The organism is Robiginitalea insularis (genome assembly GCF_052497835.1).
The window spans coordinates 116306-138578 of record NZ_CP199296.1 but is presented as its reverse complement, the minus strand read 5'-3'; the positions used below and the strand labels follow the sequence as shown (position 1 = coordinate 138578).

The following is a 22273-nucleotide window of genomic DNA, read 5'->3' as shown; positions in this document are numbered from 1 at the left end:
CTGGCCGGCCTGTTATGGCTCTTCCAAACGGGTTTTGACCTGTATTTCATTGTGCAATGTCCTGTGTACAGGGCATTTATCTGCAATTTCCAATAATTTGTTGATCTGGGAATCATCCAGGTCGCCAACCAACTTTACACTCCTTTCAAAGGTGTCTATTTTGGAATCTTTGGCCTCGCAGGCTTTACAGTCTTCCGCGTGTTTTTTGCTGTAGGAGATATGAACTTCAACATGCTGCAGGTCCCATTTTTTGCGCCGGGCGTACATCTGCAGCGTCATGGCCGTACAGGCGGCCAGACCTGCAGAAACCAGCTCGTATGGAGAAGGACCGTAATCATTGCCCCCAAAATCACGAGGTTCATCCGCAAGCATATAATGTTTTCCAAGCTTCATATCGGTGGTAAAGCCTGCATCTGAATCCAGACGGGCCATTACCTGGTCTGCGGTTTTGAGGTCCGGTTCTTCCGGAATGCCAACATACCGCCCTGCCCACTGTGCAATTACCTTTCCGGCATATTCTGCATCTGCCGGATTGCTGAGCAGGTGATCCGCCCCGTCCAGCGAAACAAAACTCTTGGGGTGTCTGGCTGCTTTGTAAAGGACTTCCGCATTGCTAATGGATACTGTCGTGTCCTGAGGGGAATGCATAATGAGAAGTGCCTTTCCGAGCTCCTGAAGCTGATCCTTCAGCTGATGTTGCCTGAGATCTTCAACAAACTGCTGCTTCAGGGTAAAGGAGCGACCTCCGATATTTACTTCAGCCTTCCCATTGGCCTTAATTTCATCTAATTTTGAACTAAAAACGTGGGTAACATGGTCCGGATTGGCCGGGGCCCCCACAGTTGCAACTGCCTTTATATCCGGAAGCTTAAAGGCTGCTTTAAGGCAGGCGGCACCCCCGAGGGAATGACCAACGAGTAGTTGGGGAGCCTTGTAATTTTCTTCTAAAAACTGCGCAGCAGCAAGCAGATCTTCCACGTTTCCTGAAAAATTGGTATCCGTAAAGGATCCCTCACTTTCTCCCAATCCGGTAAAGTCAAACCGCAGAACCCCGTAACCCAATCCGGTCAGGGCCCTGCTGATTTTTTTGACTGCATTCAGGTTTTTGGAACAGGTAAAACAATGAGCGAAAAGGGCATAATTATGCGGGTGTTGATCTACCGGCAATTCCAGGCGACCGGTGAGCTGTTCCTGTTCATAAGATGGAAAATGTACTTTTTCAGATCGCATTGGTCTTATTTTTTACGCAGGTCAGGGTTGAAGAAGACTCCTATTTGCAGGCGGTCAAAATTAATCCCGTTAAAATGGTTTTTGAGGTATCCCAGCTGCAGACTGCTTTTTTCTGTTATATGTACTCCAAAGGCGCCGTATAAACGGTTTTGCCCGAAAATTTCATCCTGTAGGTTCAGGAATACTTCGTCGTAGAAATTTATAAAAAAAGTACTGGTCAGTGGCAGGGTGAGTTGCAGGCGGTAGCGCGCACGGTGCTGGGTTTCACTAAAATCCTCAAATTCCAGAAAACGTTGTTCCAGCCGATACCGGTGTTCAATCAAAACCTCCCATACCTGGTCCCGGAGTATGAATTGCTGGAAAATTCGGTGCTCCAGAATTTTATTACCCGCAAAACCTGCATCAGCCAACGCTCTATCCTCAAAGCTCGGATCGGTATCGATATAGGCATATCCAATAGTAGCTAAGGCATCTGGCCTTATGTGATAGTTCAGGCCGGTTCGCAGCAGCATCTGATTAAAATTCCCGAGGGTTTCATAATATCGGAACTGCGCCTCTGAATGGATACTCCAGCGATCGGCAACCTGATTGGTTCCGAAATACATGTACCAGGCTCCCCACTTGTCTTCTCCGGTTTGTTGCGCGGGTAATTGGAAAGAACAAAAAAACAGGATAAGAAGCAGGCCGTATGTACGGCCTGCTTTCTTTAAATGATTGTAATCAATACCCGATGTTATCATGGATAAGCTTGCCTTATTCTGATTCAATTTCACCTTCCAGGGCATCGTCCTGTATAGGCGTGCCCGGATCTTTCTTAAGGTAGGTATCCAGAAAATCCAGTACCTTACTGTACGCCTTAATCTGGTTTTCCTTTTTAACAAATCCATGTCCTTCGTCCTCAAAAAGGACGTATTCCACGGGAACCCCATTTTTGCGAACTCCGGCCACAATCTCATCGGATTCAACCTGTAAAACTCTCGGATCCTGTGCCCCCTGTAAAACGATAAGCGGTTTGGTTACCTTGTCTGTGTGGAACAGCGGGGAGATCGCCCGAAGCCTTACGGAGTCGGCACTGTTCGGATCACCCAACTCCTTGTATAATGCGTCTTTAAATGATTCCCACCAGGGCGGAATGCTCCTGAGGGTACGGATCCAGTTGGTCACCCCAAAAAGATTAACGCCTACAGCAAATTCCTCAGGCGTATAAGTAAGGGCAGCCATGGTCATATAACCTCCATAAGATCCTCCCAGGATCCCTATTTTTTCACCATCGATTTCTGCTTGTGTGGCCAGCCAGTCCTTACCTGCCACGCAATCCTTAAGGTCCTTATCCCCGTGGTTCAGGTCGTCCATCTGATAGAAACTCTTTCCATAACCCGAGCTCCCGCGGTTGTTTACTGCTAATACCGCATAGCCATGGTTTACGAGATATTGCAAAAAAGAACTGAAATTCTGGCGGGACTGTCCGCCGGGCCCCCCGTGTACCCAGACCAGGGCGGGCACCTTATTTTCAGCAGAAGCCTGGTGGGGCTTGTAGTAGATAGCCGGGATTTCCAGGCCGTCAAAAGAAGTAAACCGCACTACTTCTGCCTGTACCAGATGGCTGGCCTCAATTTCCGGATTCAGTACATCCGTAAGTTGCTTCATTTCCTTGGTTTCCAGGTTGTAAATAAACAGGTTAGACGGAGTGTGGGAGCCACCGGCATAAAACCGCATCACAGTCTCGTCATCAGAAAAGCCAACACTGCTTATGTCCATATTATCCATGGAAGGCAACTCCAGCAGTTCCCCGCTTTCGGTATCCATCACTTCGATAGTGTTTTTGGCATCTTCGTTAATATATGTTACCCTGTATTTGCCATTTTTGGTAAACGAAGTCCCTGTGATGTCCCAGTCTTTTTCGAGCACCTTTTCCCGGCTGCCATCCTCAAGATTGTACCTCATCAGGTATGCAAATTCTGCTCCGTCATCTGTGGTATAATAAAATGATGAATTATCAAGGGAAAAATCCTCAGCCGAATTGGCGGACTGGTTTTCATTGATTTTGATAAGGGCATCATCCTCAAAGCTGTAAAGGAATAAATCGCTGTCATTGGTATTGATGGACTTTGAAACTGCCAGGTAGGCCTTATCGTGAGAAATAGCCTCCAGATTGTAGCCCTCTTCGTTTTGATAAAGCAATTCAGGCTGCAAGGTTTCCAAATCCATTTCATACAGGTCATTATAACGGCCATCCCGCTCATTGGAAGCATAAAAGAAACTTTTATCATCCTGAGCCCAGCGATAAAACAGTGCCCTAGCTCCCTCGGCCGGGGTTAGGTCCTTGAACGAACCCTCCTGATCCATCAAATAGATATGGTAGATTTCGTCCCCGTTATTATCCATACGGAATAATTTGCGCTCGTCTTCCGGGAAGTAGGAGATGGCAAAAACCGAAGAACTATCGGAGGCTGTTACCGGCAACAAGGTTCCATCTGCAGCATCCACGGTATACATATTGTAGATACCGGAACGGTTGCTGGAAATCAGTAATTTGGATTTGTCCGGAGAAAAACTTCCTCCCCCGATACTTTCGTTATCCATCATCTGCTGGATGGTATAGGATTTCAGGCTTTCTGCAACAGAAGGCTCCTTGGCTTCCTCTTTGCAGCCCAGAAAAACCATCAGGGCAATAATAAGCGTGTAATGTTTCATTTTATTAATTTAAGGTTAGGTACTATCAGACGTTTAATTCACGTTAAAGGTTTCAGTCTCTTTAAAGGGAGAAAGATCCAGTGCCTGCATCTTTTCCCTGTATTCTTTCCAGGTCCCGGCAAAGAAGGCATTGGTTTTTGAAAGGGCAGTTTTCAGGTCTTTTTCGGCATACGCCATAAGATTATTCTCGGTAGCTGTTAAACCTGCCGGCCTGCTTGCGGCATATCGGGAAGCATTTCGAATACGCGTAAGTACTGTCATTTCAGGATTTCGGGTAATACCCTGTCGTTTATCTTCCACTCCCAGATAATCGGCTATGAGGGAATCAATTTGTTTTACGATCTCCCCAGAGGCTTTTATTTGCTCTTTGTACTGCTCCTTGTCTTTTTCCTTTAAGTCCTTCTGGAATTTTTGAGCAATATTTTTGCTTTCCACCAGCTGTTTTACGGCATCGGCGGCAGTCTGCGTAAATCCTTCCAGCTTTTTAGAGGCATTATAGGCAGCCTCAATGGCAGCGGGATTCCCTTCGAGACGAGGATCCGGGGCAACCTCAATAGTTGTTTCGTCCGTTTGCTCGCCCAAATGGATAACCGCACGGTAGCTGCCCGGTTTTACATTGGTGCCTCCCGGTTCCCGATTGCGTTTGCGAATTGTGCGGGAAGGCCTGTCCGGCCCCGCTTCGTCTAGCCCCCAATAGACCCGATGCAGTCCTGCAGAATCCGGGGTCTTGTATTTCAGGGTACGGATCAGCCGTTCACCGTCATAAATTTTAAGAAATACAGAGTCCCGGGTTGTTTTTTTGGTATCAGTGGAATCCTGTTCTTCTTCCTGGGACTGCTGTTCTGAGTCTTCCTGTTTTTTCCCGCTGGCTTCCTGTTTACCTTCTCGCAGGTAATAGGTTATCATAGCCCCGGGTTTGCGGTTTTCCGCGTTAAAGGTTGCATCCCCGCCGAAACGCATGCCAGAGGGTTGCTGGTATGCGGCAAGGTAGGCTGTCGGGCTTGGAAAGAGACTGATCTCTTTTGATAAAACGGCAGGGTTCCCCGCAATAGCGCGTAAGGGCCGGATATCATCCAATACCCAGGCTGCGCGCCCGAAAGTCCCGATTACCAGATCCTGTTCCCTTGGATGAATAGCGAGGTCTTTGGTGGAAACCGTTGGATAACCATTGGTCCATTTCTTCCAGCTATTTGCTCCGTCCATGGAAATATACAGCCCGTCGTCTGTCCCCAGGAAGAGCAGTTTGGGATTTTGCGGGTCTTCAATTATAGAAAGGGTATAACTGGCAACATCTTTGCCATCTACAATACGTTCCCAACTTTTACCATAATCGCGTGTGCGGTAGGCGTAGGGGGTATAGTTATACCTCCTGTAATCGTTGGCGATAAGCAGGGCCTCTCCTTTGCTCCGGGTACTGGCCCTGATCTGAGGTATCCAGCTCCCTTTGGGAAGTCCTTTTATATTCTGGGTCACCTCTGTCCAGGAGGCTCCCCCGTTTTTGGTAATATGGACGCGGCCATCGTCTGTCCCCACCCATAACATGTCTTTTTCAAGAGGGGAAGGTTCTATAACCAATATCGTACAGTGGTTTTCAGCCCCGGTTGCATCCATGGTAAGGCCCCCACTATCTTTTTGCTTTTGTTTTTCCGGATCATTGGTAGTCAGGTCCGGTGAGATGACGGTCCAGGTAAGGCCCTTATCCGTACTCTTGTGTACGAACTGGCTCCCGAAATATACCGTACTGTTATCAAAAGGGTCCTGCCCGATTCCGGCATTCCAGTTAAACCGCAATTCGGTGGTGTCATCAGGAGGGGTGGGGCGGACAGAATAGTCGTTTCCGGTTTTCCAGTCGTAACGGCGGACGTTACCCTGCTGGCTCATCGCATAGCCATATTGCGAATTATCCCGGTCCGGGACCACATCAAAGCCATCGCCAAAGGCAATCTCCTGCCAGTACGAATTTCGTATACCCTGGGCGCGCCATACATAGGCCGGCCCCCTCCAGGAACCGTTATCCTGCATCCCCCCGTAAACATTGTATGGGAATTCTTCATCCACACTAATATGGTAGAATTGACCCACGGGTAAATTTCCAATAAACCTCCAGGTCTTTCCGCCATCCTTGGTAATGTTCATCCCCCCGTCGTTCCCATCGATCATAAATTGCCCGTTTTGCGGATGAATCCACCAGGCATGATGGTCTGGGTGCACCCCATTATCCACTCCGTAAGCCGGCATCAGCTCTTTAAATGATTTTCCACCGTCCTCTGAAACATTCACATATGTAAAGACAGAGTATACGCGGTTCTCGTTTTCGGGGTCCACAAAAATATCAGAGTAATAAAAAGGCCGGTTCCCGATATCATTTTTGTCATTGATTTTTTTCCAGTGAAAGCCGCCATCTTCGGACTTGTACAGGGCATTCTTTTTAGCTTCCACCAGGGCGTAAATTACATCTGGCTTGTTAGTTGAAATGGCAATCCCGATCCTGCCCAGGTCCCCGGCAGGCAAACCCTCTTTTTCAGTTAATTGTTTCCAGTTTTTACCCCCGTCATGGGTCATATACAAACCACTTCCGGCCCCGCCTGATTTAAAAAACCAGGGATCCCGTTTATGTTCCCACATGGCCACCAGAATTTTATTGGGGTTGGACGGGTCCATTACCATATCGGCTACTCCTGTTCTGTTGTTGACAAAGAGGATTTTCTGCCAGGTCTCCCCTCCATCTGTTGTCTTGTATAAACCCCGTTCCGGGTGTTCGCCCCATGGGGAGCCGATTGCACCTACGTAAACGGTATTGGGATTGTCCGGGTCGATAATAATACGGTGGATATGCCGGGTGTTTTCAAGGCCCATCCGCTGCCAGTGTTTTCCACCATCCAGGCTTCTGAATACCCCAAAACCTCCATTTAAACTATTTCTTGGGTTTCCTTCTCCGGTTCCGACCCATATCACGGAAGGGTTGGATTGCTGTATGGCTACCGCCCCAATGGAAGCAGTAACCTGCTTGTCGAAAATGGGCTCCCACTTGATTCCGCCCGAGTTGGATTTCCACAGCCCTCCGGAAGCCGTCCCTACGTACATAATATCCGGATTGGAATTGACCACATCAATTGCGGTGACCCGCCCGCTCATTCCACCAGGGCCGATGTTTCGGGGCTTTAGGTCCCCGGCGAGTTTCATATTGAATTCCTGTGAAGAAAGGGTAAGAGATGCCAGCAGCATCCAGAGGTGTAAAATTTTTCTCATTTTGGTGTGTTGGATTAGTCGCCTAAAGATATTAAAAAGCCCTCCGGCAAGTCTTAAAAGTCTGTTAATAGGAAACCTGTAGCGAGCTCATAAAGTCGGTTCATTTGACAATTTGTACATTTAGTTAATCAACCTATACCTTTTAAAATGAAATCCGTTTTTCTCTTTTTTAGCTGTTGTATTTTATTTATAGCCTGCCGGCAAAATTCCCCGGAAGATCTATCCAGCGAAATAGCTGCTATCGAAAATTCCCTCTTACCGGCTATTAAGGTAGCCGGTGACAGCGCGGCACATTATAATATTTACGACAGGATGCAATTCTATAAGGTCCCCGGAATCAGTATAGCCGTGGTGGCAGCTGGAAAATTAAAGTGGGCCAAAGGATACGGGCTGGCCAACACCCAAACGGGTGAAAAAGTTACAGTAGCAACCCTGTTCCAGGCAGGTTCTATCAGTAAGCCCGTAGCTGCTCTGGCGGCTCTACATCTTGTTGATCAGGGAATCCTGGAACTGGACACAGATGTAAACGACTACCTCCGGGACTGGCAAATACCCGAAACGGATTATACCAAAACCGAAAAAGTTACCCTCCGCAGGTTGCTAACACATACCGCAGGGGTTACCGTACATGGTTTCCCCGGGTATATGCAAAAGGATACCTTTCCGGATATCATTGCGGTTTTGGACGGAAAAGGCAACACTCCGCCCATTCGGGTTGATACCATCCCCGGAAGTATGTGGCGCTATTCGGGCGGCGGGTATACCATTATGGAAAAAATGGTGGAGGACATAAGTGGTTTAGTCCTGGAAGCGTATATGGGAAAACATATCCTTCCGGAATTAGGAATGGAAAACAGCACTTACCAGCAACCCCTGGGGCCCGATTTCACTGACAGGGCCAGTGCGGCTTATGATTCGGAAGGAAAGATCATAGAAGGGCTTTGGCATAATTATCCGGAGCAGGCTGCTGCCGGATTGTGGACAACCCCTTCTGACCTGGGGCGATACATCATCGAAATCCAGGAAATCGCTGCAGGAAAAAGGGATGGGGTGCTTTCCGGGGAGATGGTTTCCGAAATGCTCAACAAGCATATGGGAGAATGGGGACTGGGCCCTGCCCTCCTAAAAGAAGGGGATTCACTTTTATTTGGACATGGGGGTAAAAATGCCGGTTTCAGTAACAATATGATCGCCTCGGCCCATCATGGAAATGGTATTATAGTGATGACCAATGCAGACCAGGGTACTTCTTTGATGGGGGAAATCACCCGGGGAATTTCCGATTATTATCAATGGGAAATGGCCAGCCCCAGAGAGGTTGTATTAACGGCTACTGAAGCAGGGGTTATTCAGGGGCTAACCGGAAACTATATTCTGGATTTTCAGGTCCCGGATATTGGAGACTATATAATAGAGGTTAGCCTGCAGGACGGCAACCTCTTTGTAAACGACCCTAATAACGGGGACACCAATATCTTAAAGCATATGGATTCCTTAACCTTCATCGATATAGAGAAAGGAGACGAGGTTCAGTTCGAAAGGGATTCGGCAGGTCTGTCAATCCTCTGGAACAACCGGTTCCGCTTTAACCGGATTGAGCAGTAGGCAAGGAGCAAAAGCCCTGTTGGGTTGTAAGAACCATACAGTTGCCTTTTTAAAAATCCCTCAGCTTTATTTCAGCAAAAACATTTATCTTCAGGGCAAACCACACTGAGATGAAAAAACTGACCCTCTTGTTTCTGATATGTTCTTTTGCGATTGTAGCGCAGGATAAAAAAGAAACAGACAAAAAAGAAATTCCAAAAGCCGAAACCTTTCGGTCGAGCCAATCGGTAACCATAAATGGAAAATCCCTGGCCCTGAATGCCGAAACCGGGACACACCTGCTCAGGGATGAGGATGATAAACCCATTGCCCTGTTCGGATATACGCACTATGCGCTTAAAGGCGCTAAAAGCAGGCCGATTGTATTCGCCTTTAACGGGGGACCGCTTTCTGCCTCTTTCTGGCTGCATTTCGGGATACTGGGCCCTAAACGGATCGTCGTAAACGATCCGGACTACACCGGCCCGGCTCCTTATGAAGTAGTAAACAACAATTATTCGATACTCGATAAGGCAGATTTGGTAATGATCGACCCTGTTGGCGTGGGTTTCAGCAGGCCGGTAGGGGAAGCGAAATGGTCTGATTTCTGGGGAGTAGACCAGGATATCCGCAGCATTGGTCTCTTTATCGAACAATTCCTGATCAAATCCGGCAAATTGAATGCCCCCAAATACCTGTTGGGGGAAAGTTATGGCACCTTCCGTAATGCCGGCCTTGTAAAATACCTGCAAGACAAGGGCATTGCAATGAACGGGGTCATAATGGTTTCTGCCGTTTTTGAATTGCAGCACCTTTTGTTTGGTCCGGGTGACGATATTGCCTACCTGGTCCATTTCCCGACCTATGCGGCAACCGCCTGGTACCACAATAAAATTGCAGATAAAAGCAAAGGGCTGGAATCCTTTCTGCAGGAAGTAAGGGCCTTTGCTGAATCTGAATACGCCCCGGCCCTTCTGAAGGGCGATCAGCTCAGCAATCAGGAAAAAAACAGCATTGCCTCAAAGCTGGCTATGTATTCAGGCCTTAGTGCTGATTTCTGGCTCAAGGCAGATTTACGGGTCACCAATGGAGAGTATTTTCAGGAATTATTACGGGATGAGGGGGAAACGGTAGGACGGCTGGATTCCCGATTTACAGGGGTTAACGAAGACCTGCTGGGGCAGTTCGCCCAAACCGATCCGCAATCCGACGCCATTTCCTCGCCCTATATAGCGGCTTTTAAAAATTATCTCTACGAGGACCTGGGGGTGCGAAAGGACCTTAGTTATGTTACCACCGCCGGGCAGCGGGAAGGTTTTAAGTGGGACTGGAAGCACCAGGGAAATATTAGCTGGAATGCACAGGTTGCCGTAAGCACACTGCCGGATATGACCTCTGCCATGAACCGCAACCCGAACCTGAAAATCCTCATATTGAACGGATATTATGACCTGGCAACGGTCTTTTATGGGGTGGAACACTCCATAAATCACATGGGTCTAAAGCCCGAGTTAAAGCAAAATATCATTATGAAATACTACGAGGCCGGGCATATGATGTATACGCATCCCCCGTCTATGGAGCAATTCAAGACAGATGTGGATGCCTTTATAGACCAGACTTCAAACTAATATTGAGCAACTTATTTAATCAGAAAGTTCAGGGGGCTTCCCGCAACACAGTTCTCCCTTGTTATTTTTTTAATGCACACTATTGCCGAACGGCAGTTAATACACTTCACCAATGAACAGATCTTTTTTCTTATTTGTGGCCAGTTGCCTGCTTAGCCAGGCCTTGCCTGCCCAGGATTTGTCTTCCCTCGAATACCGGAATGTGGGGCCTTACAGGGGAGGCCGGGTGACGGCCGTGGCCGGGATCGCTTCCCTTCCGGGAACCTTTTATTTTGGGGCAACCGGAGGAGGTGTCTGGAAATCAGAGGATTACGGACAAAGCTGGAAAAACATTTCTGACGGGTTTTTTAAAACCCCTTCGATAGGTGCGATCTCAGTGGCCCAAAACGATGCCAATATCATCTATGTAGGGACGGGTTCTGACGGGTTGAGAAGTAATGTTATTGAAGGACGCGGGATGTACAAATCCATAGATGCGGGAGCCAACTGGACCGCTATTGGCCTGGAAGGAACAGGACAGATTGGGGGTGTCCGTATTGACCCCACAGACCATAATACAGTCTTTGTGGCGGCCATCGGAAAGGCCTTCCAGTCTAATCCGGAGCGCGGCCTGTATAAGACTACCAATGGGGGTAAGCAGTGGAAAAAGGTCCTTTATATTTCCGAAGAATCCGGGATTTCGGATGTGGAATTATTACCCTCCAACCCCAATATTGTCTTCGCCGCTGCCTGGAAAGGCAGGAGGACCCCCTGGACGATCATCAGCGGAGGTACCCCTGAAGAGGGCGGCATTTATAAAAGTGTAGATGGCGGGGAAAGCTGGACCAAAATTGAGAAAGGGCTTCCCTCGGAACTTATAGGTAAAATTGACATTGAGGTATGCCCCTCGGATTCCCGTATCGTTTATGCTCTGGTAGAGGCACCCGGGGAGGAAGGCGGCCTCTACAAATCCACCGATCAGGGGGAGAGCTTTATACAGGTTTCTTCTCATGACGGGATTCGCACCAGGCCCTTTTACTACACCAATATCAAAGTAGACCCGCAAAACAGTGAGGTGCTGTATGCGATGGCGACCGGGTATTACAAATCCGAAGACGGAGGCAAGAACTGGAAGCGCATGCGCCCGCCACACGGTGATAACCATGATATGTGGATCAACCCTCATAATACCAGCCTTTTTATACAAAGCAATGACGGGGGTGCCAACGTGACCCATAACGGAGGCGAGACCTGGTCTACCCAATTCAATCAGCCAACAGCTGAAATCTACCAGGTTGCCGTAGATAATCAATATCCTTACTGGCTTTATGGCGGGCAGCAGGATAATTATTCAACCGTATCCGTCCCCAGCTTTCCGCCTTATGGAGTTCAGGTACCCGGAATTGGATATATTCAGAATACGGGGGGATGTGAAACCGGACCGGCCGTTCCTAGTCGCAAGGACGCGAATATCGTATACTCCAACTGCAAAGGGCGCTTTACGGTTTACAATAAATGGACCGGCACCGAACAATCGTATTATGTTGGGGCCTCCAATATGTACGGCCATAACCCGAAGAATTTGAAATACCGCTTTCAACGGGTATCCCCCATCCTTATTTCACCCCACGATCCCAACATCATCTATCACACCTCCCAATATGTACATAAAACAACAGACGAAGGCCGGAACTGGGAAACCATTTCCCCGGACCTTACTGCCTTTGAGGCAGACAAACAGGTCATTTCTGGTTCACCGATAACCCGCGATATTACCGGGGAAGAGTTTTACAGTACCATTTATGCCATTGGGGAGTCTCCTGTTGTGCAGGGGGTCCTCTGGACTGGAGCCAATGACGGCCCGGTGTACCTTAGCCGCGACGGAGGTGAGAGCTGGAAGAATGTTACCCCCAAAAACCTACCTCCCGGCGGGCGTGTGGATGCGGTGGAACCCTCCCCGCACAACCCGGCCAAGGCCTATATTGCGGTTTTAAGATACCAGTTGGGTGATTCAAAACCCTATATCTACAAAACGGAGAATTACGGCCAGAGCTGGAAACTCCTCACCAGTGGTTCCAATGGAATCCCTGCTGATACTCCTACCCGGGTAGTTCGGGAAGACCCGGTTCGAGAAGGCCTGCTTTTCGCGGGTACGGAATACGGGATGTATTACTCCCTGGATGATGGCAGGAACTGGCATTCCCTGCAGCATAACTTACCCATTACCCCGGTTACAGATCTCAAGATACATAGGGGTGATCTGGTCCTTTCCACTATGGGGCGGGGTTTCTGGATCCTGGATGAGATCGCTGTTCTAAGGCAGTTTGAACTTTCCGGTTATACAGGGTTACACCTTTTTAAGCCGGGTCCCACTATGCGGTACCGACTGCCCTCGGGTGCCCGAGGCAGTGATAGCCCAGACTATCCAAGGCCTGCGGTAGCCCTGGATTATTTCCTGCCGGAAGCTACAGAGGAACCCCTGCAGTTGAACATTCTGGACACCAGCGGAAAGATCCTCACTTCCTTTAGTAGTGACAGCATCCCGGAGATGACCGATGGGAGTGAGCGGGATATGGCTACCAATTACACCCGGACCCGAATCAATACTTCCCTGACAAAGAAGAAAGGTTTGAACCGTTTTAAGTGGGATATGAGCCAGGCGGGTCCCTGGGACAGCAATAAAAACAGGAGGTACCACAATGGTCCCCTGGTGGCTCCCGGAACCTATACGGCTGTATTGAGGATGGGGCAGCAGGAACAAATCCAGGAATTTGAAATAGTGATGGATCTACGGGTGATGGTCGCCGGGGTGCGCCCCTCGCATATTGAAAAACAGGTGGAATTCCAGCTGGAGATACGGGAGAAGCTCAGCCAGACCCGGCAATTGCAGGCAAAGCTTGAAAGCCAAATAGCGGATTTAAACAAAGGAGAGTCACAAACGCAGGCAGAAAAGGAGAAGCAGACGCAATTAGAAGCCCTGCTCGCCCAAATCCGCACCGAAGACGGGATTTACATGAAGCCGATGCTGGCCGATCAATGGGAATATTTGTATTATATGATGGGGCAGGCCGACCAGCTTCCCGGGAGGGACGCCCTGGAACAATTCAAAGCCCTGGACCAGCAACTGCAGGAACTTCAAAGGCAGGTCGGAGGCTAAGGCTGCTTTACAATAGACCCGTTCAGCATTACAAATGCGACTTCCCTTAGGGCTCGTATGTCTTTTGCGGGGTCTCCCGGAACAGCAATCAGATCGGCAAGAAACCCCCTTTCTATACTACCAAGGGAGGGGAGATGGAAGATTCGGGCATTGAGGGAAGTTGCAGCTTTTAATACCTCTAAAGCGGGCATGCCGTAGGCTGCCATTAATTCTAATTCCCGATAATTCTCTCCATGGGGATAAACCCCTACATCCCCTCCGAAGCCGATCAGCACCCCGGATTGGAGGGCGTCCTGAAAACTGGCCTTTTTCTTTTGGATCCGCTCAGGGGCAGGATTTTGTCCCTTAAGCCAACCATTGTACTGCGCTATGGCATCCCCGGCCGCAAGGGTAGGGTAGAGTACGGTGCCCCGGGCTTTCATCAATTCAAAAATTTCAGGGGTTCCGCCATCCCCGTGTTCAATGGTTTCTACCCCGGCCAGGACCGCTCTGCGCATCCCCTCCGGTGTACTGGCGTGAGCCACCACATATTTGCCTGCAGATTGGGCCGTGGCTACCATCGCATCCAGTTCTTCCTGCAGGAAGGTTGGCTGGGATGCCGCTCCGGGGGTCCAGCGGTAATCTGCATACACTTTGATAAAATCTGCCCCATTGCCCAGTTGTGTGCGTACCTCCCGGATGGCTTCCGGGACACCGCTTACGGCTTCTGCTCCCAGGGGTACCCTCACCCCATCATGGAAGCCTTTGGGTCCGTAGGCCCCTGTAGCGACAATGGCCGGCCCGGCAACCAGCAGGCGCGGTCCCTGTATGATGCCCTGGTCTATAGACTTTTTTAGGGCTACATCAGTATATCCTGCCCCTTCCGATCCGAGGTCCCTCATAGAGGTTACCCCTGCCATCAGGCTCCGTCGGGCATGAACAGACCCCCTCAGGGCTCGCTCTGCAGGAGATTCTTTCAGTACCTGATCATTCCAGGGGGTTTCATTATACGGGTGCAATAACAGATGGGAATGCCCTTCAATAAGGCCAGGCATCAGGGTCATCCCCTGCAGTGTAATCTTTTGGGTGCTTGCAGGCGGCCGTAACCCGGTCTCAGGCCCTGCATACTGTATAATGGAGTCCTGTACCAGCACCACCCAGTTTTGCTGCATGCTTTCGCCATCGAAAACACGTTCCGGGACCAGCAGTATTTGCCCCTGAATCATGTGTGCTGTAAAGATCAGTAAAACCCATATAAGATTGCGTTTTACATGGGCTGTACTCCTGTGGCTGTTTTTTTGTCCAATATTTAATACTTTCATCATTACTCCTTAGTTAAGTCCTTTCAGATAGGTATAGCTCCTGCCAAGAGCGGTTTCCGGATCGGCAACCATATCCTGTTCTACAAAAAAATGGTCCACCCCGGTCTTCAGGGCTACATCAACCAGGGGTGCCAGGGCCAAAACCCCGTCTCCTGCAGCGGTCATATACGGGAAGAGAGGTATCCACTGTGAGGGGTCCCCGCCATCACCCGAAAAAAACCTTAATTCTTTCATGTCCTTTAAATGAAGCATCTTGTAGCGGCCCGTATATTTTTTCAGGTAGTCGATAGGGTTGACGCGCCCCGCAGTGGTCCAGAAGATATCCATCTCGAGGTAGACCAATTCAGGATCCGTGGCCTCTATCATCATTTCGAAGGGCACGATCCCTGAAACGGGCTGTAACCCATATCCGTGGTTGTGGTAGGCAAAGCGCAGCCCCTGCTCTTTTGCAGCAGCCCCTATTTTATTGAATGTATCTGCCATTCTTTTATAACCAGCCATATCCTTCCTTCTTGCTGGCGGGATAGAGGGCAGGGTCAGATAGGTCGCTCCCAGCTTGTGCGCTGCTGTTGCCAAAAAGGGCATCCTTTCCAGGAGCGTATCCAGATCGGTATGCAATGAGGGTATACTAAAGCCAATTTCACTCGCTATTTGGGCAAACTCATCTTCTGATTTACCAAAAAAGCCACTCCCCTCAAAGCCGAGCATGGGGGTCGTTTGCTTCCAGAATTCTTTATTGGAAGGAGCACTAAAGGGATAGGGTCCGTATAGTTCCAATTCCCGGAAGCCTATTTCCCAGAGTAACTCCAGGCCTGCCCCAAGGTCCTTCTCCAGCATTTTCGGGACCGAAAACAGGGATAGTCCCAATGCATCTAATTTTTTATTAACAGGCAGGGGTATGGCTCGTGACCATAGCGGTGCTGCCCCCAGCAGACCTGAAGCAGTGGCCAGGGCAGTAGTTTTTAGAAATTCTTTTCGCTCCATAAGAAATCATTTTGCTTTCTGATTCTCCGCTATTTGTTCCAGTCGGGCTGTAATCATTTCCCTGGAATGCCATTTTCCGCGCAGCATTACCCCCTCCGGGTCTTTCAGGGCGTCCAGATCTTCCAGCGGATTGGCCCGGATAAGCACGAAATCGGCAATTTTACCCTCGGCAATGCTGCCCCATTCTTTTTCCTGCCCGAAAAACCTTGCTGGGTAAAGGCTGCCCATCCGCAGGATTTCCAAAGGGGATATCCCGGCCCGCAGCATCCCGTCAATCTCATGGTGGATGGAAAAGCCCGGCACATTGAATAATTGCGGGGCATCCGAACCTAAAAGCAGTCCTTTTCCCTCCTGTTGCAGTTTTTGGATAAGGGTCAGCCGGATGCTGTCAAAGCGTTTCCATTGTTCGGGGTCCCAGGCCGGATCATTCAGGTACTGTTCTTTTACCCGTTTCCAGTTTTCAAGGGTAGCCTGTGGCATATATTGCATTTCCGGTTGTTGTAGTAAACTGTCTGCAGCTGCAGGGGAAAACCAGCGCTCAAACAAACTCTGGGTTGGTACTACCCAAACTCCGTTTTCCCTGGTTAGGGCCAGCAGTTCATCAATTTTGTTGGTATCGGCCAAAGGGGTGAAATTATAACCAAAAAACCCGTTTTCATTAGGTGCCACGCCTGCTTCTTCCGGTACCAGGCCTTCTAGGTACCCATCAACGTGGTCTATGGTCGCATACCCGCTCTGCAGGGCATGGCGAATGCCCACTTCTACAGGAACATGGCCGGAGAAGGGTATTCCCTTTTCCCTGGCTGTTTTCACCAGTGTATCAAAAACATCCCGTTTAATACCCGGGTGGATCTTTAGGAAATCATATCCTTCTTCTGCGTATTGGGTAACCTTTGCCCGTGCTTCTTCCGGGCTGGGAAGCGTGTTCCCGTTAAGGGAGGGGCTGGAAGTAAAAACCCTCGGTGCCGATAAGGAATCTGAAAGGATTCGCGAGCGGAGGTCCAGGTGATAGGGATGGCCCAGCATTCCACGAATTGTAGTGATTCCATTGGATAAGTACAGGAAAAGCGTTTCCTTAATCCGCTGTTGAGATGTGGGCGGGCTTGGGATGTGGGCGTGCATTTCCGTCAGCCCAGGAATTAGGTAACCACCCGCTCCGTCTATATTTTTGCGGAACCCTGCCACATCAGTAAGGGTGCTGTCAATACGGATAATTTTTCCGGAGTCTACCACCACCTGCCGGTTGTACAGGATTTCACCTGTTTCCACATCCACAATATTGACATTGCTGAGTAGTTGGGCAGCAGGGCTGAAGACTGCTTCTCTTTGTCCGCAGGCTGCCATTGCCAGTAGCAGCAACAGGGCAAGCCCGTTTGTAATTGGTTTCATATCCGGTTGTTTAGGTCCCCTGCCAAAAAGGGAGGTCCTTTAAAAATACGCCAATAAATTTGGGTATGAAACCTCCTGGGCAAAAAGCAAAGCCTGAAGCGCGTTTTAACTCTCTAAAGCGCTTCGATTTCGATGTAGAAGTTCGGATCTATCTCAAAGGTGCCGGGCTGCCTGCCCATTTCTTCGGATTTCCATTCGGCTTCCGGAAAGAGCCAGTGCTCCTTTTCATCCAGAAAGACGCGTACCGGCATATCGAAGTCCTCTACTATATCCAGATACCTGTATTCCAGTTGGTCTCCGTTCCAGCGGTATTGCAGCTTTGGAATAAGGGTAGTACGCAGGTATTGATTGAAGAAAGCCGAAAGGTCCTTCCCGCTTCGCTCCGAGAGATAGTTTTCTATTTGCGCCGTAGTAACCGTCTGATGATAGAAGGTTTCATTCAGCCCCCTGAGGATATTGCGCCAGAGGGCATCGTCCTCCAGCAGCTGCCGCAGCGTGTGCAGCATATTGGCCCCTTTGTAGTACATATCCCCGGATCCTTCCTTATTGACTCCGTAAGGGCCGATTACAGGACGATCGTTTCTGATATTGTTCCGGGTCCCAATAACGTATTCGGAAGCAGCCTTGGGCCCGTAGTGGTAATCCAGGTAGAGGTTTTCCGAATAAGCTGTAAATCCTTCGTGTATCCACATATCCGCAGCATCCCGATAGGTTATGTTATTGGCAAACCATTCATGGCCGGCCTCGTGGATGATGATAAAATCAAATTTCAGGCCCCAGCCGCTCCCGGAAAGGTCGTAGCCCCTGTACCCATTCTGATAGCCGTTGCCGTAGGTAACCGAACTCTGGTGTTCCATCCCCAGGTAAGGCACTTCCACCAATTTAAAACTGTCCTCATAAAAAGGGTAGGGGCCAAACCAGTGTTCAAAGGCTTTCATCATCATGGGTACCTGCTCAAACTGCTTTTTGGCTTTTTCCAGATTTTCACGCAACACGTAATAATCCAGATCCAGCGTACCCTTTTCTCCCTCGTAGGTTTCCCCAAAATGCACATAATCCCCGATATTGACATTTACGCCATAATTGTTGATCGGATTGGACACAAACCATTCATAAGTGCGGGAATGTTCGTTTTCCACCACTTCCCGAAGCCTGCCATTGGAAACATTCACAAGCGGTTTGGGGACCTGTACCCGTATGGCCATACTATCCGGCTCATCGTACATATGGTCTTTGTTAGGCCACCATACACTGGCGCCCAGCCCCTGGCAGGAAGTGGCTGCAAAGGGCAGGCCATTGCTGTCTGTTTCCCAGGAAAATCCACCATCCCACGGGGCCCGCACCGCAACTTTGGGTTGTCCGGAATAAGTGATCTGCAATTCCTGGTAGGACCCGGGTTTTTGAGGTGCCTTCAGGCTGATAAAATGGGCATTCCCTTCACTGGTAAAGGACAGGGTTTCGCCATTCTGGGAAACGGACTCTATTTTCAAGGGGGGCTGTAAATCGATTTGCATCCGTTTTCCCGCTTCGATTACTTCATATCCCACTGTATTGCTTCCGCCAATCGATTTTTGCTCCGGATTTACGGCAATATCCAGCTTGTAATATTTCAGGTCCCACCAGGAGCGTTCCGGGGTAATGCTGCCCCTGAGGGTGTCGGCCCGGGTAAAGTTTTCCGCAGGTGGTTGCAGCAATTGGGCTGCTGTGAGCATCGGGAGAAAAAAGATTAGGAAAACAAGATATTTCATGGGGATAAAATAAGGTTTTTAAATCAGAATATTTCGGGCTCCAGCAGCCATTTATAAGTGCTTTGCCTGACGATTTCGGTAAAATCTGAGGTGTTGAGTAATTGATATACGGCTTCTTTTTTATCGGGATGCAGCTCGTAATACGATTTGCTGATGAGATACCCCACACTATAGCCCAGGTCGTGGGGCCTGTCATTTACATTCTCCCCGTTATACAACCATTTGGAGTAGTCATCCTGCAGCAGATCGGCCCGCAACTCCCCGAAAATCCAGCGATGGTTTTCCGGCTCGCTCAGGAACACCAAGTTCGGATGCTGCAGGGGCTCGCCTGATGCGATTTCCACCAGGAAATCGCATACGCCTTCCTGTATGACCGCTCCAAGCACATTTTCTGCATTTTCGGTATCCCCGTAATTTTGCTGGAAGTGCATGAGTTCATGGATGGTGAGTCCCGGGAGGTCTTTAAAGTTCATGATGGCATTTTGTTGCCATTCGGTAAGCTCCTCCACCGGCATTTTTTCAGACCTTCCGTACATGTCACCTCCTATAAACATTCCCATTTCGGTCGCTGTTCCCCCACTATTGAGAATTCCCGGAACGATATAGATTTTAGGAAAGACGGCTTCCGGATAAATGCCTTTGAAGTTCTGCATCCAATCCGCCGCTTTTTCTTTGGCAAGGGCGAGGCTATCCGGATCAAACTGCGTTTTCAGGTAACGGTAATAGTTCGGGGCGGCGTTGATCATCTGACCGTACATCAGATCAATACTCCCATATCGTACCACATAAAAATCCCGGAGCTCCCTCGGACCAGTAAAAATAAATTCCCTGAGCAATTTTCGGGCCTGGGAAGTGTCTGCCAGGGCTTTTTCAAAATAGGGCCAGAACGCATTCATAGCCCCTGTCTCCAGTGAAAAATTGGAAACAGACCCCAGGGCGCCGGCTATGGAATCCAGGCGCCTGGCTAATTCAGGATAGTCTTCCGCTCGTAAATCCATGGGCTGCCCTGGAAACTTATCCAGTATCTTAGGGTTTGACATGCCGTGGTCAATAGCCCGCTGCAGCTGTAGAACGACTGAATCTGTAATCCCGGCCTCCTGGTACATATAAGCCGCCTGTACATATAACTCCGAGGCCTGCAGATCCCGGTTGGCATCTTGCAGTATCTGCGCAAGGGCAAGATAGGAACCGGAACTTTCAAGTTTGTTGTAACGCTCAAAGAGCTGCTCCATTTCTGGCAGGTACAAGGCCTCATAATCTATGGGCTCGTCTTTTTTATCCGCACAGGCCAGCCCCAGGCACAACAGCGCGCACAAAAGAAGATTTTTCATTGGCAACTCAAATTATAGTGAAGAAACGGGTTGGGATTAACGAAAGACTCCGGTCGGGAAAACTACTTCACTTTCATGTCCATTGGCTCCAACGGCTGCTACTCCAAAAAAGTAATTATCAATTACAATGCCATCCAGGGTAATTTCAGTCCCTTCCTCCACTACTTTAAAATAGTCCCAGGTAGGGGAGGTGGTATCCCTCCAGTAAACTTTGTATTTAACGGCCCCGGGAACAGCTTTCCAGCGCAACCGTGCGGAGGGTTCCACAATCCCGCCAATTTCCACCTCTTCGGGTGCCTGCGGTGCCCATGCGAGGGAAGCAAGGCTTATTGCATTAACAGCGGTCAGTTTTGCAGCATAGTCAAAATTCACAAAACGAAGCAAATCCCCGTACTGAATACCCCCTTCCATGCGGATATCCTGATGTTGCTGGGTGTAGTTTTCATGTGCTTCCATAATGCGGATTCCTGCAAACCCCATATCGTTAAAGGGCCGGTGGTGCCCGCCACGTCCAAAACGATCCAGGCGGTAAATGAGCATGGGGTTCATTTCCGGCATATAGGTTCGGGTGGTTTTGTGTACATATCGCGCCAGTTGCCTGGAGAGACCGTCTACTTCCCCGCCGTAAAAGCGGCGCCCTCTGCGTTCCCGCTCGGTTTCTGTGGGAGGTACAGGTTCAGAGAAAATCCGGAAATCCCGGTTGCTGACAACCCCGTCAACCCCGCGGATGTTTCCGATCATGTCGTTATTGAGGATACCGATGATATCCCAGCTATTTTCTTTGGCGTATTCGGCCAGCCCTTTTCCCCCAAATAAGCCCTGTTCTTCCCCGGAAAGCCCTACATAAACAATGGAGTTATTGAACTTATAACCGGTAAGTGCCCGGGCTGCCTCTATGGTTCCCGCCATCCCACTGGCGTTGTCATTGGCCCCGGGGGAATCATCGGTGGCATTGTTTGGGTCACTTACCCTGGAATCAATGTCTCCGCTCATCATTATATAGCGGTTCGGGTGTTCGGTTCCGCGTTGTATAGCAACCACATTTACGACCCAGACATCTTTGGGAATACGCTGGTTTTCGGCGGCCTTCACCAAATTTTTCTGATAGAACACCTCCAGGCATCCCCCGCAATCTGCAGAGATCTTCTCAAATTCTTTTTTAATCCATCGGCGGGCCGCTCCAATTCCGCGGCTTTCCGAAAGCGTATCGCTCAGGGTGTGGCGGGTACCAAAACCTACCAGGGTGGTAATGTCATTTTCGATGCGATCCGCAGAAACCTTCTCGATAATCTCGTAAATACGGGCATCGGTTTGTGCCGATAAACTGAGGCTGCTAATAGCAGTGAACAGGAGTACTAATCTCTTCATAATTCGGGGGTTTTAAATTTTTTTTCGAACCATTGGGAATGTGCATAACAAAACGGCCTTAAAAGTACGTATATAAAACCTGGCAATCCATAGGTTATTCCAATTTTCAGGGTAGACAGGGCTATTGATATCAGGCCAACAAACACATATATCGAAAAGTGCCGGGCGTAAAAATACAGGACAATGGAGTTTGACAGGGAGCGGGTTTTCCGGTAGGCCCGGTAATACATCAGCGCGTAACAGAGGAAAATTAGCATAAAGCCAAGGCTGTACCATTGAAACAGGTCTGCCAGCCCCTGCATATTGATTTCTTCCTGTCCCATCCAGGTGCGGATCAGGGACTTCATGGGAAAAACATAATAGAGGATTACAAAAAGCAAAACCGTATTAAAGGTGATAATCCAATTATCAACATACCCGCTTCTTTTAAAATAATTGTAATGCACCACCCAAAGGGCGGCTAGTACAAAAAAACTAACACCAATGGTGATCAGGCTGCTGCCTTTTGTACTTAAGGTCATAAAACTCTGGTTCAGGTCCAGAGAGACTACCATCAGCGTGGCTGCAAAGGCGAAAACTCCATCGCTGAAGGCTTCCAATCGGTTGCTGTTATGCGGAAATTTCATAG

At 49.2% G+C, this 22273-nt stretch carries 14 protein-coding genes; 3 read left to right on the top strand and 11 right to left on the bottom strand.

Annotated features, from left to right (window positions below):
* Positions 1 to 12: 12 nt before the first annotated feature.
* The 4 genes from ACT6NV_RS00625 to ACT6NV_RS00610 are packed head-to-tail and all read right to left on the bottom strand — an operon-like array spanning position 13 to position 7173.
* Positions 13 to 1230: a bifunctional alpha/beta hydrolase/OsmC family protein gene (locus ACT6NV_RS00625; protein ID WP_445385353.1), complete on the bottom strand. Its 1218-nt coding sequence runs from the start codon at positions 1228 to 1230 to the stop codon at positions 13 to 15.
* Positions 1231 to 1235: 5 nt separating this feature from the next.
* Complete coding sequence (locus tag ACT6NV_RS00620; protein WP_445385352.1) at positions 1236 to 1970, bottom strand: DUF2490 domain-containing protein; 735 nt, start codon at positions 1968 to 1970, stop codon at positions 1236 to 1238.
* A gap of 13 nt (positions 1971 to 1983) precedes the next feature.
* Entirely contained in the window at positions 1984 to 3924 is a 1941-nt protein-coding gene (locus ACT6NV_RS00615; protein WP_445385351.1) for a S9 family peptidase, read from the bottom strand.
* A 33-nt stretch (positions 3925 to 3957) separates the two neighbouring features.
* On the bottom strand, positions 3958 to 7173 hold the full coding sequence (locus tag ACT6NV_RS00610; protein WP_445385350.1) for a WD40/YVTN/BNR-like repeat-containing protein: 3216 nt from the start codon (positions 7171 to 7173) through the stop codon (positions 3958 to 3960).
* Between the two features lie 147 nt (positions 7174 to 7320).
* Between ACT6NV_RS00610 and ACT6NV_RS00605 the strand changes: the two genes are divergently transcribed.
* From ACT6NV_RS00605 to ACT6NV_RS00595, 3 genes are all read left to right on the top strand, one after another.
* Positions 7321 to 8778 carry a serine hydrolase domain-containing protein gene (locus tag ACT6NV_RS00605; RefSeq protein ID WP_445385349.1) on the top strand — a complete coding sequence of 486 codons (1458 nt, stop codon included), beginning with the start codon at positions 7321 to 7323 and terminating at the stop codon, positions 8776 to 8778.
* A gap of 110 nt (positions 8779 to 8888) precedes the next feature.
* A complete protein-coding gene (locus ACT6NV_RS00600; protein WP_445385348.1) occupies positions 8889 to 10388 on the top strand; it encodes a S10 family peptidase in 1500 nt (499 codons plus the stop codon).
* 112 nt (positions 10389 to 10500) lie between these two features.
* Complete coding sequence (locus tag ACT6NV_RS00595) at positions 10501 to 13524, top strand: VPS10 domain-containing protein (protein WP_445385347.1); 3024 nt, start codon at positions 10501 to 10503, stop codon at positions 13522 to 13524.
* On the opposite strand, the gene ACT6NV_RS00590 is transcribed toward ACT6NV_RS00595, so the two are convergent.
* The 7 genes from ACT6NV_RS00590 to ACT6NV_RS00560 form a co-directional block, all read right to left on the bottom strand.
* Entirely contained in the window at positions 13521 to 14828 is a 1308-nt protein-coding gene (locus tag ACT6NV_RS00590) for an amidohydrolase family protein (protein WP_445385346.1), read from the bottom strand. The two genes, ACT6NV_RS00595 and ACT6NV_RS00590, sit on opposite strands and share 4 nt — an antisense overlap.
* A 6-nt stretch (positions 14829 to 14834) precedes the next feature.
* A complete protein-coding gene (locus tag ACT6NV_RS00585; RefSeq protein WP_445385345.1) occupies positions 14835 to 15809 on the bottom strand; it encodes a sugar phosphate isomerase/epimerase family protein in 975 nt (324 codons plus the stop codon).
* Positions 15810 to 15815: 6 nt separating this feature from the next.
* The gene (locus ACT6NV_RS00580) at positions 15816 to 17198 is read right to left on the bottom strand and encodes an amidohydrolase family protein (protein WP_445385344.1); all 1383 of its coding nucleotides are present in this window, start codon (positions 17196 to 17198) and stop codon (positions 15816 to 15818) included.
* Between the two features lie 113 nt (positions 17199 to 17311).
* Positions 17312 to 18946: a M1 family metallopeptidase gene (locus ACT6NV_RS00575; protein WP_445385343.1), complete on the bottom strand. Its 1635-nt coding sequence runs from the start codon at positions 18944 to 18946 to the stop codon at positions 17312 to 17314.
* 23 nt (positions 18947 to 18969) lie between these two features.
* Positions 18970 to 20277, bottom strand: a complete 1308-nt coding sequence (locus ACT6NV_RS00570) for a hypothetical protein (protein ID WP_445385342.1) — start codon at positions 20275 to 20277, stop codon at positions 18970 to 18972.
* 36 nt (positions 20278 to 20313) lie between these two features.
* A complete protein-coding gene (locus tag ACT6NV_RS00565) occupies positions 20314 to 21645 on the bottom strand; it encodes a M28 family metallopeptidase (RefSeq protein ID WP_445385341.1) in 1332 nt (443 codons plus the stop codon).
* Entirely contained in the window at positions 21642 to 22271 is a 630-nt protein-coding gene (locus ACT6NV_RS00560; RefSeq protein WP_445385340.1) for a TMEM175 family protein, read from the bottom strand. Before ACT6NV_RS00560 ends, ACT6NV_RS00565 begins: the two co-directional genes overlap by 4 nt.
* Positions 22272 to 22273 lie beyond the last annotated feature (2 nt).

Coding starts and splice junctions, on each gene's coding strand:
- ACT6NV_RS00565 (WP_445385341.1), bottom strand. CDS start 21,645: ATGAAGAGATTAGTACTCCTGTTCACTGCTATTAGCAGCCTCAGTTTA.
- ACT6NV_RS00580 (WP_445385344.1), bottom strand. CDS start 17,198: ATGAAACCAATTACAAACGGGCTTGCCCTGTTGCTGCTACTGGCAATG.
- ACT6NV_RS00570 (WP_445385342.1), bottom strand. CDS start 20,277: ATGAAAAATCTTCTTTTGTGCGCGCTGTTGTGCCTGGGGCTGGCCTGT.
- ACT6NV_RS00610 (WP_445385350.1), bottom strand. CDS start 7,173: ATGAGAAAAATTTTACACCTCTGGATGCTGCTGGCATCTCTTACCCTT.
- ACT6NV_RS00615 (WP_445385351.1), bottom strand. CDS start 3,924: ATGAAACATTACACGCTTATTATTGCCCTGATGGTTTTTCTGGGCTGC.
- ACT6NV_RS00600 (WP_445385348.1), top strand. CDS start 8,889: ATGAAAAAACTGACCCTCTTGTTTCTGATATGTTCTTTTGCGATTGTA.
- ACT6NV_RS00575 (WP_445385343.1), bottom strand. CDS start 18,946: ATGAAATATCTTGTTTTCCTAATCTTTTTTCTCCCGATGCTCACAGCA.
- ACT6NV_RS00585 (WP_445385345.1), bottom strand. CDS start 15,809: ATGGAGCGAAAAGAATTTCTAAAAACTACTGCCCTGGCCACTGCTTCA.
- ACT6NV_RS00595 (WP_445385347.1), top strand. CDS start 10,501: ATGAACAGATCTTTTTTCTTATTTGTGGCCAGTTGCCTGCTTAGCCAG.
- ACT6NV_RS00620 (WP_445385352.1), bottom strand. CDS start 1,970: ATGATAACATCGGGTATTGATTACAATCATTTAAAGAAAGCAGGCCGT.
- ACT6NV_RS00590 (WP_445385346.1), bottom strand. CDS start 14,828: ATGATGAAAGTATTAAATATTGGACAAAAAAACAGCCACAGGAGTACA.
- ACT6NV_RS00605 (WP_445385349.1), top strand. CDS start 7,321: ATGAAATCCGTTTTTCTCTTTTTTAGCTGTTGTATTTTATTTATAGCC.
- ACT6NV_RS00560 (WP_445385340.1), bottom strand. CDS start 22,271: ATGAAATTTCCGCATAACAGCAACCGATTGGAAGCCTTCAGCGATGGA.
- ACT6NV_RS00625 (WP_445385353.1), bottom strand. CDS start 1,230: ATGCGATCTGAAAAAGTACATTTTCCATCTTATGAACAGGAACAGCTC.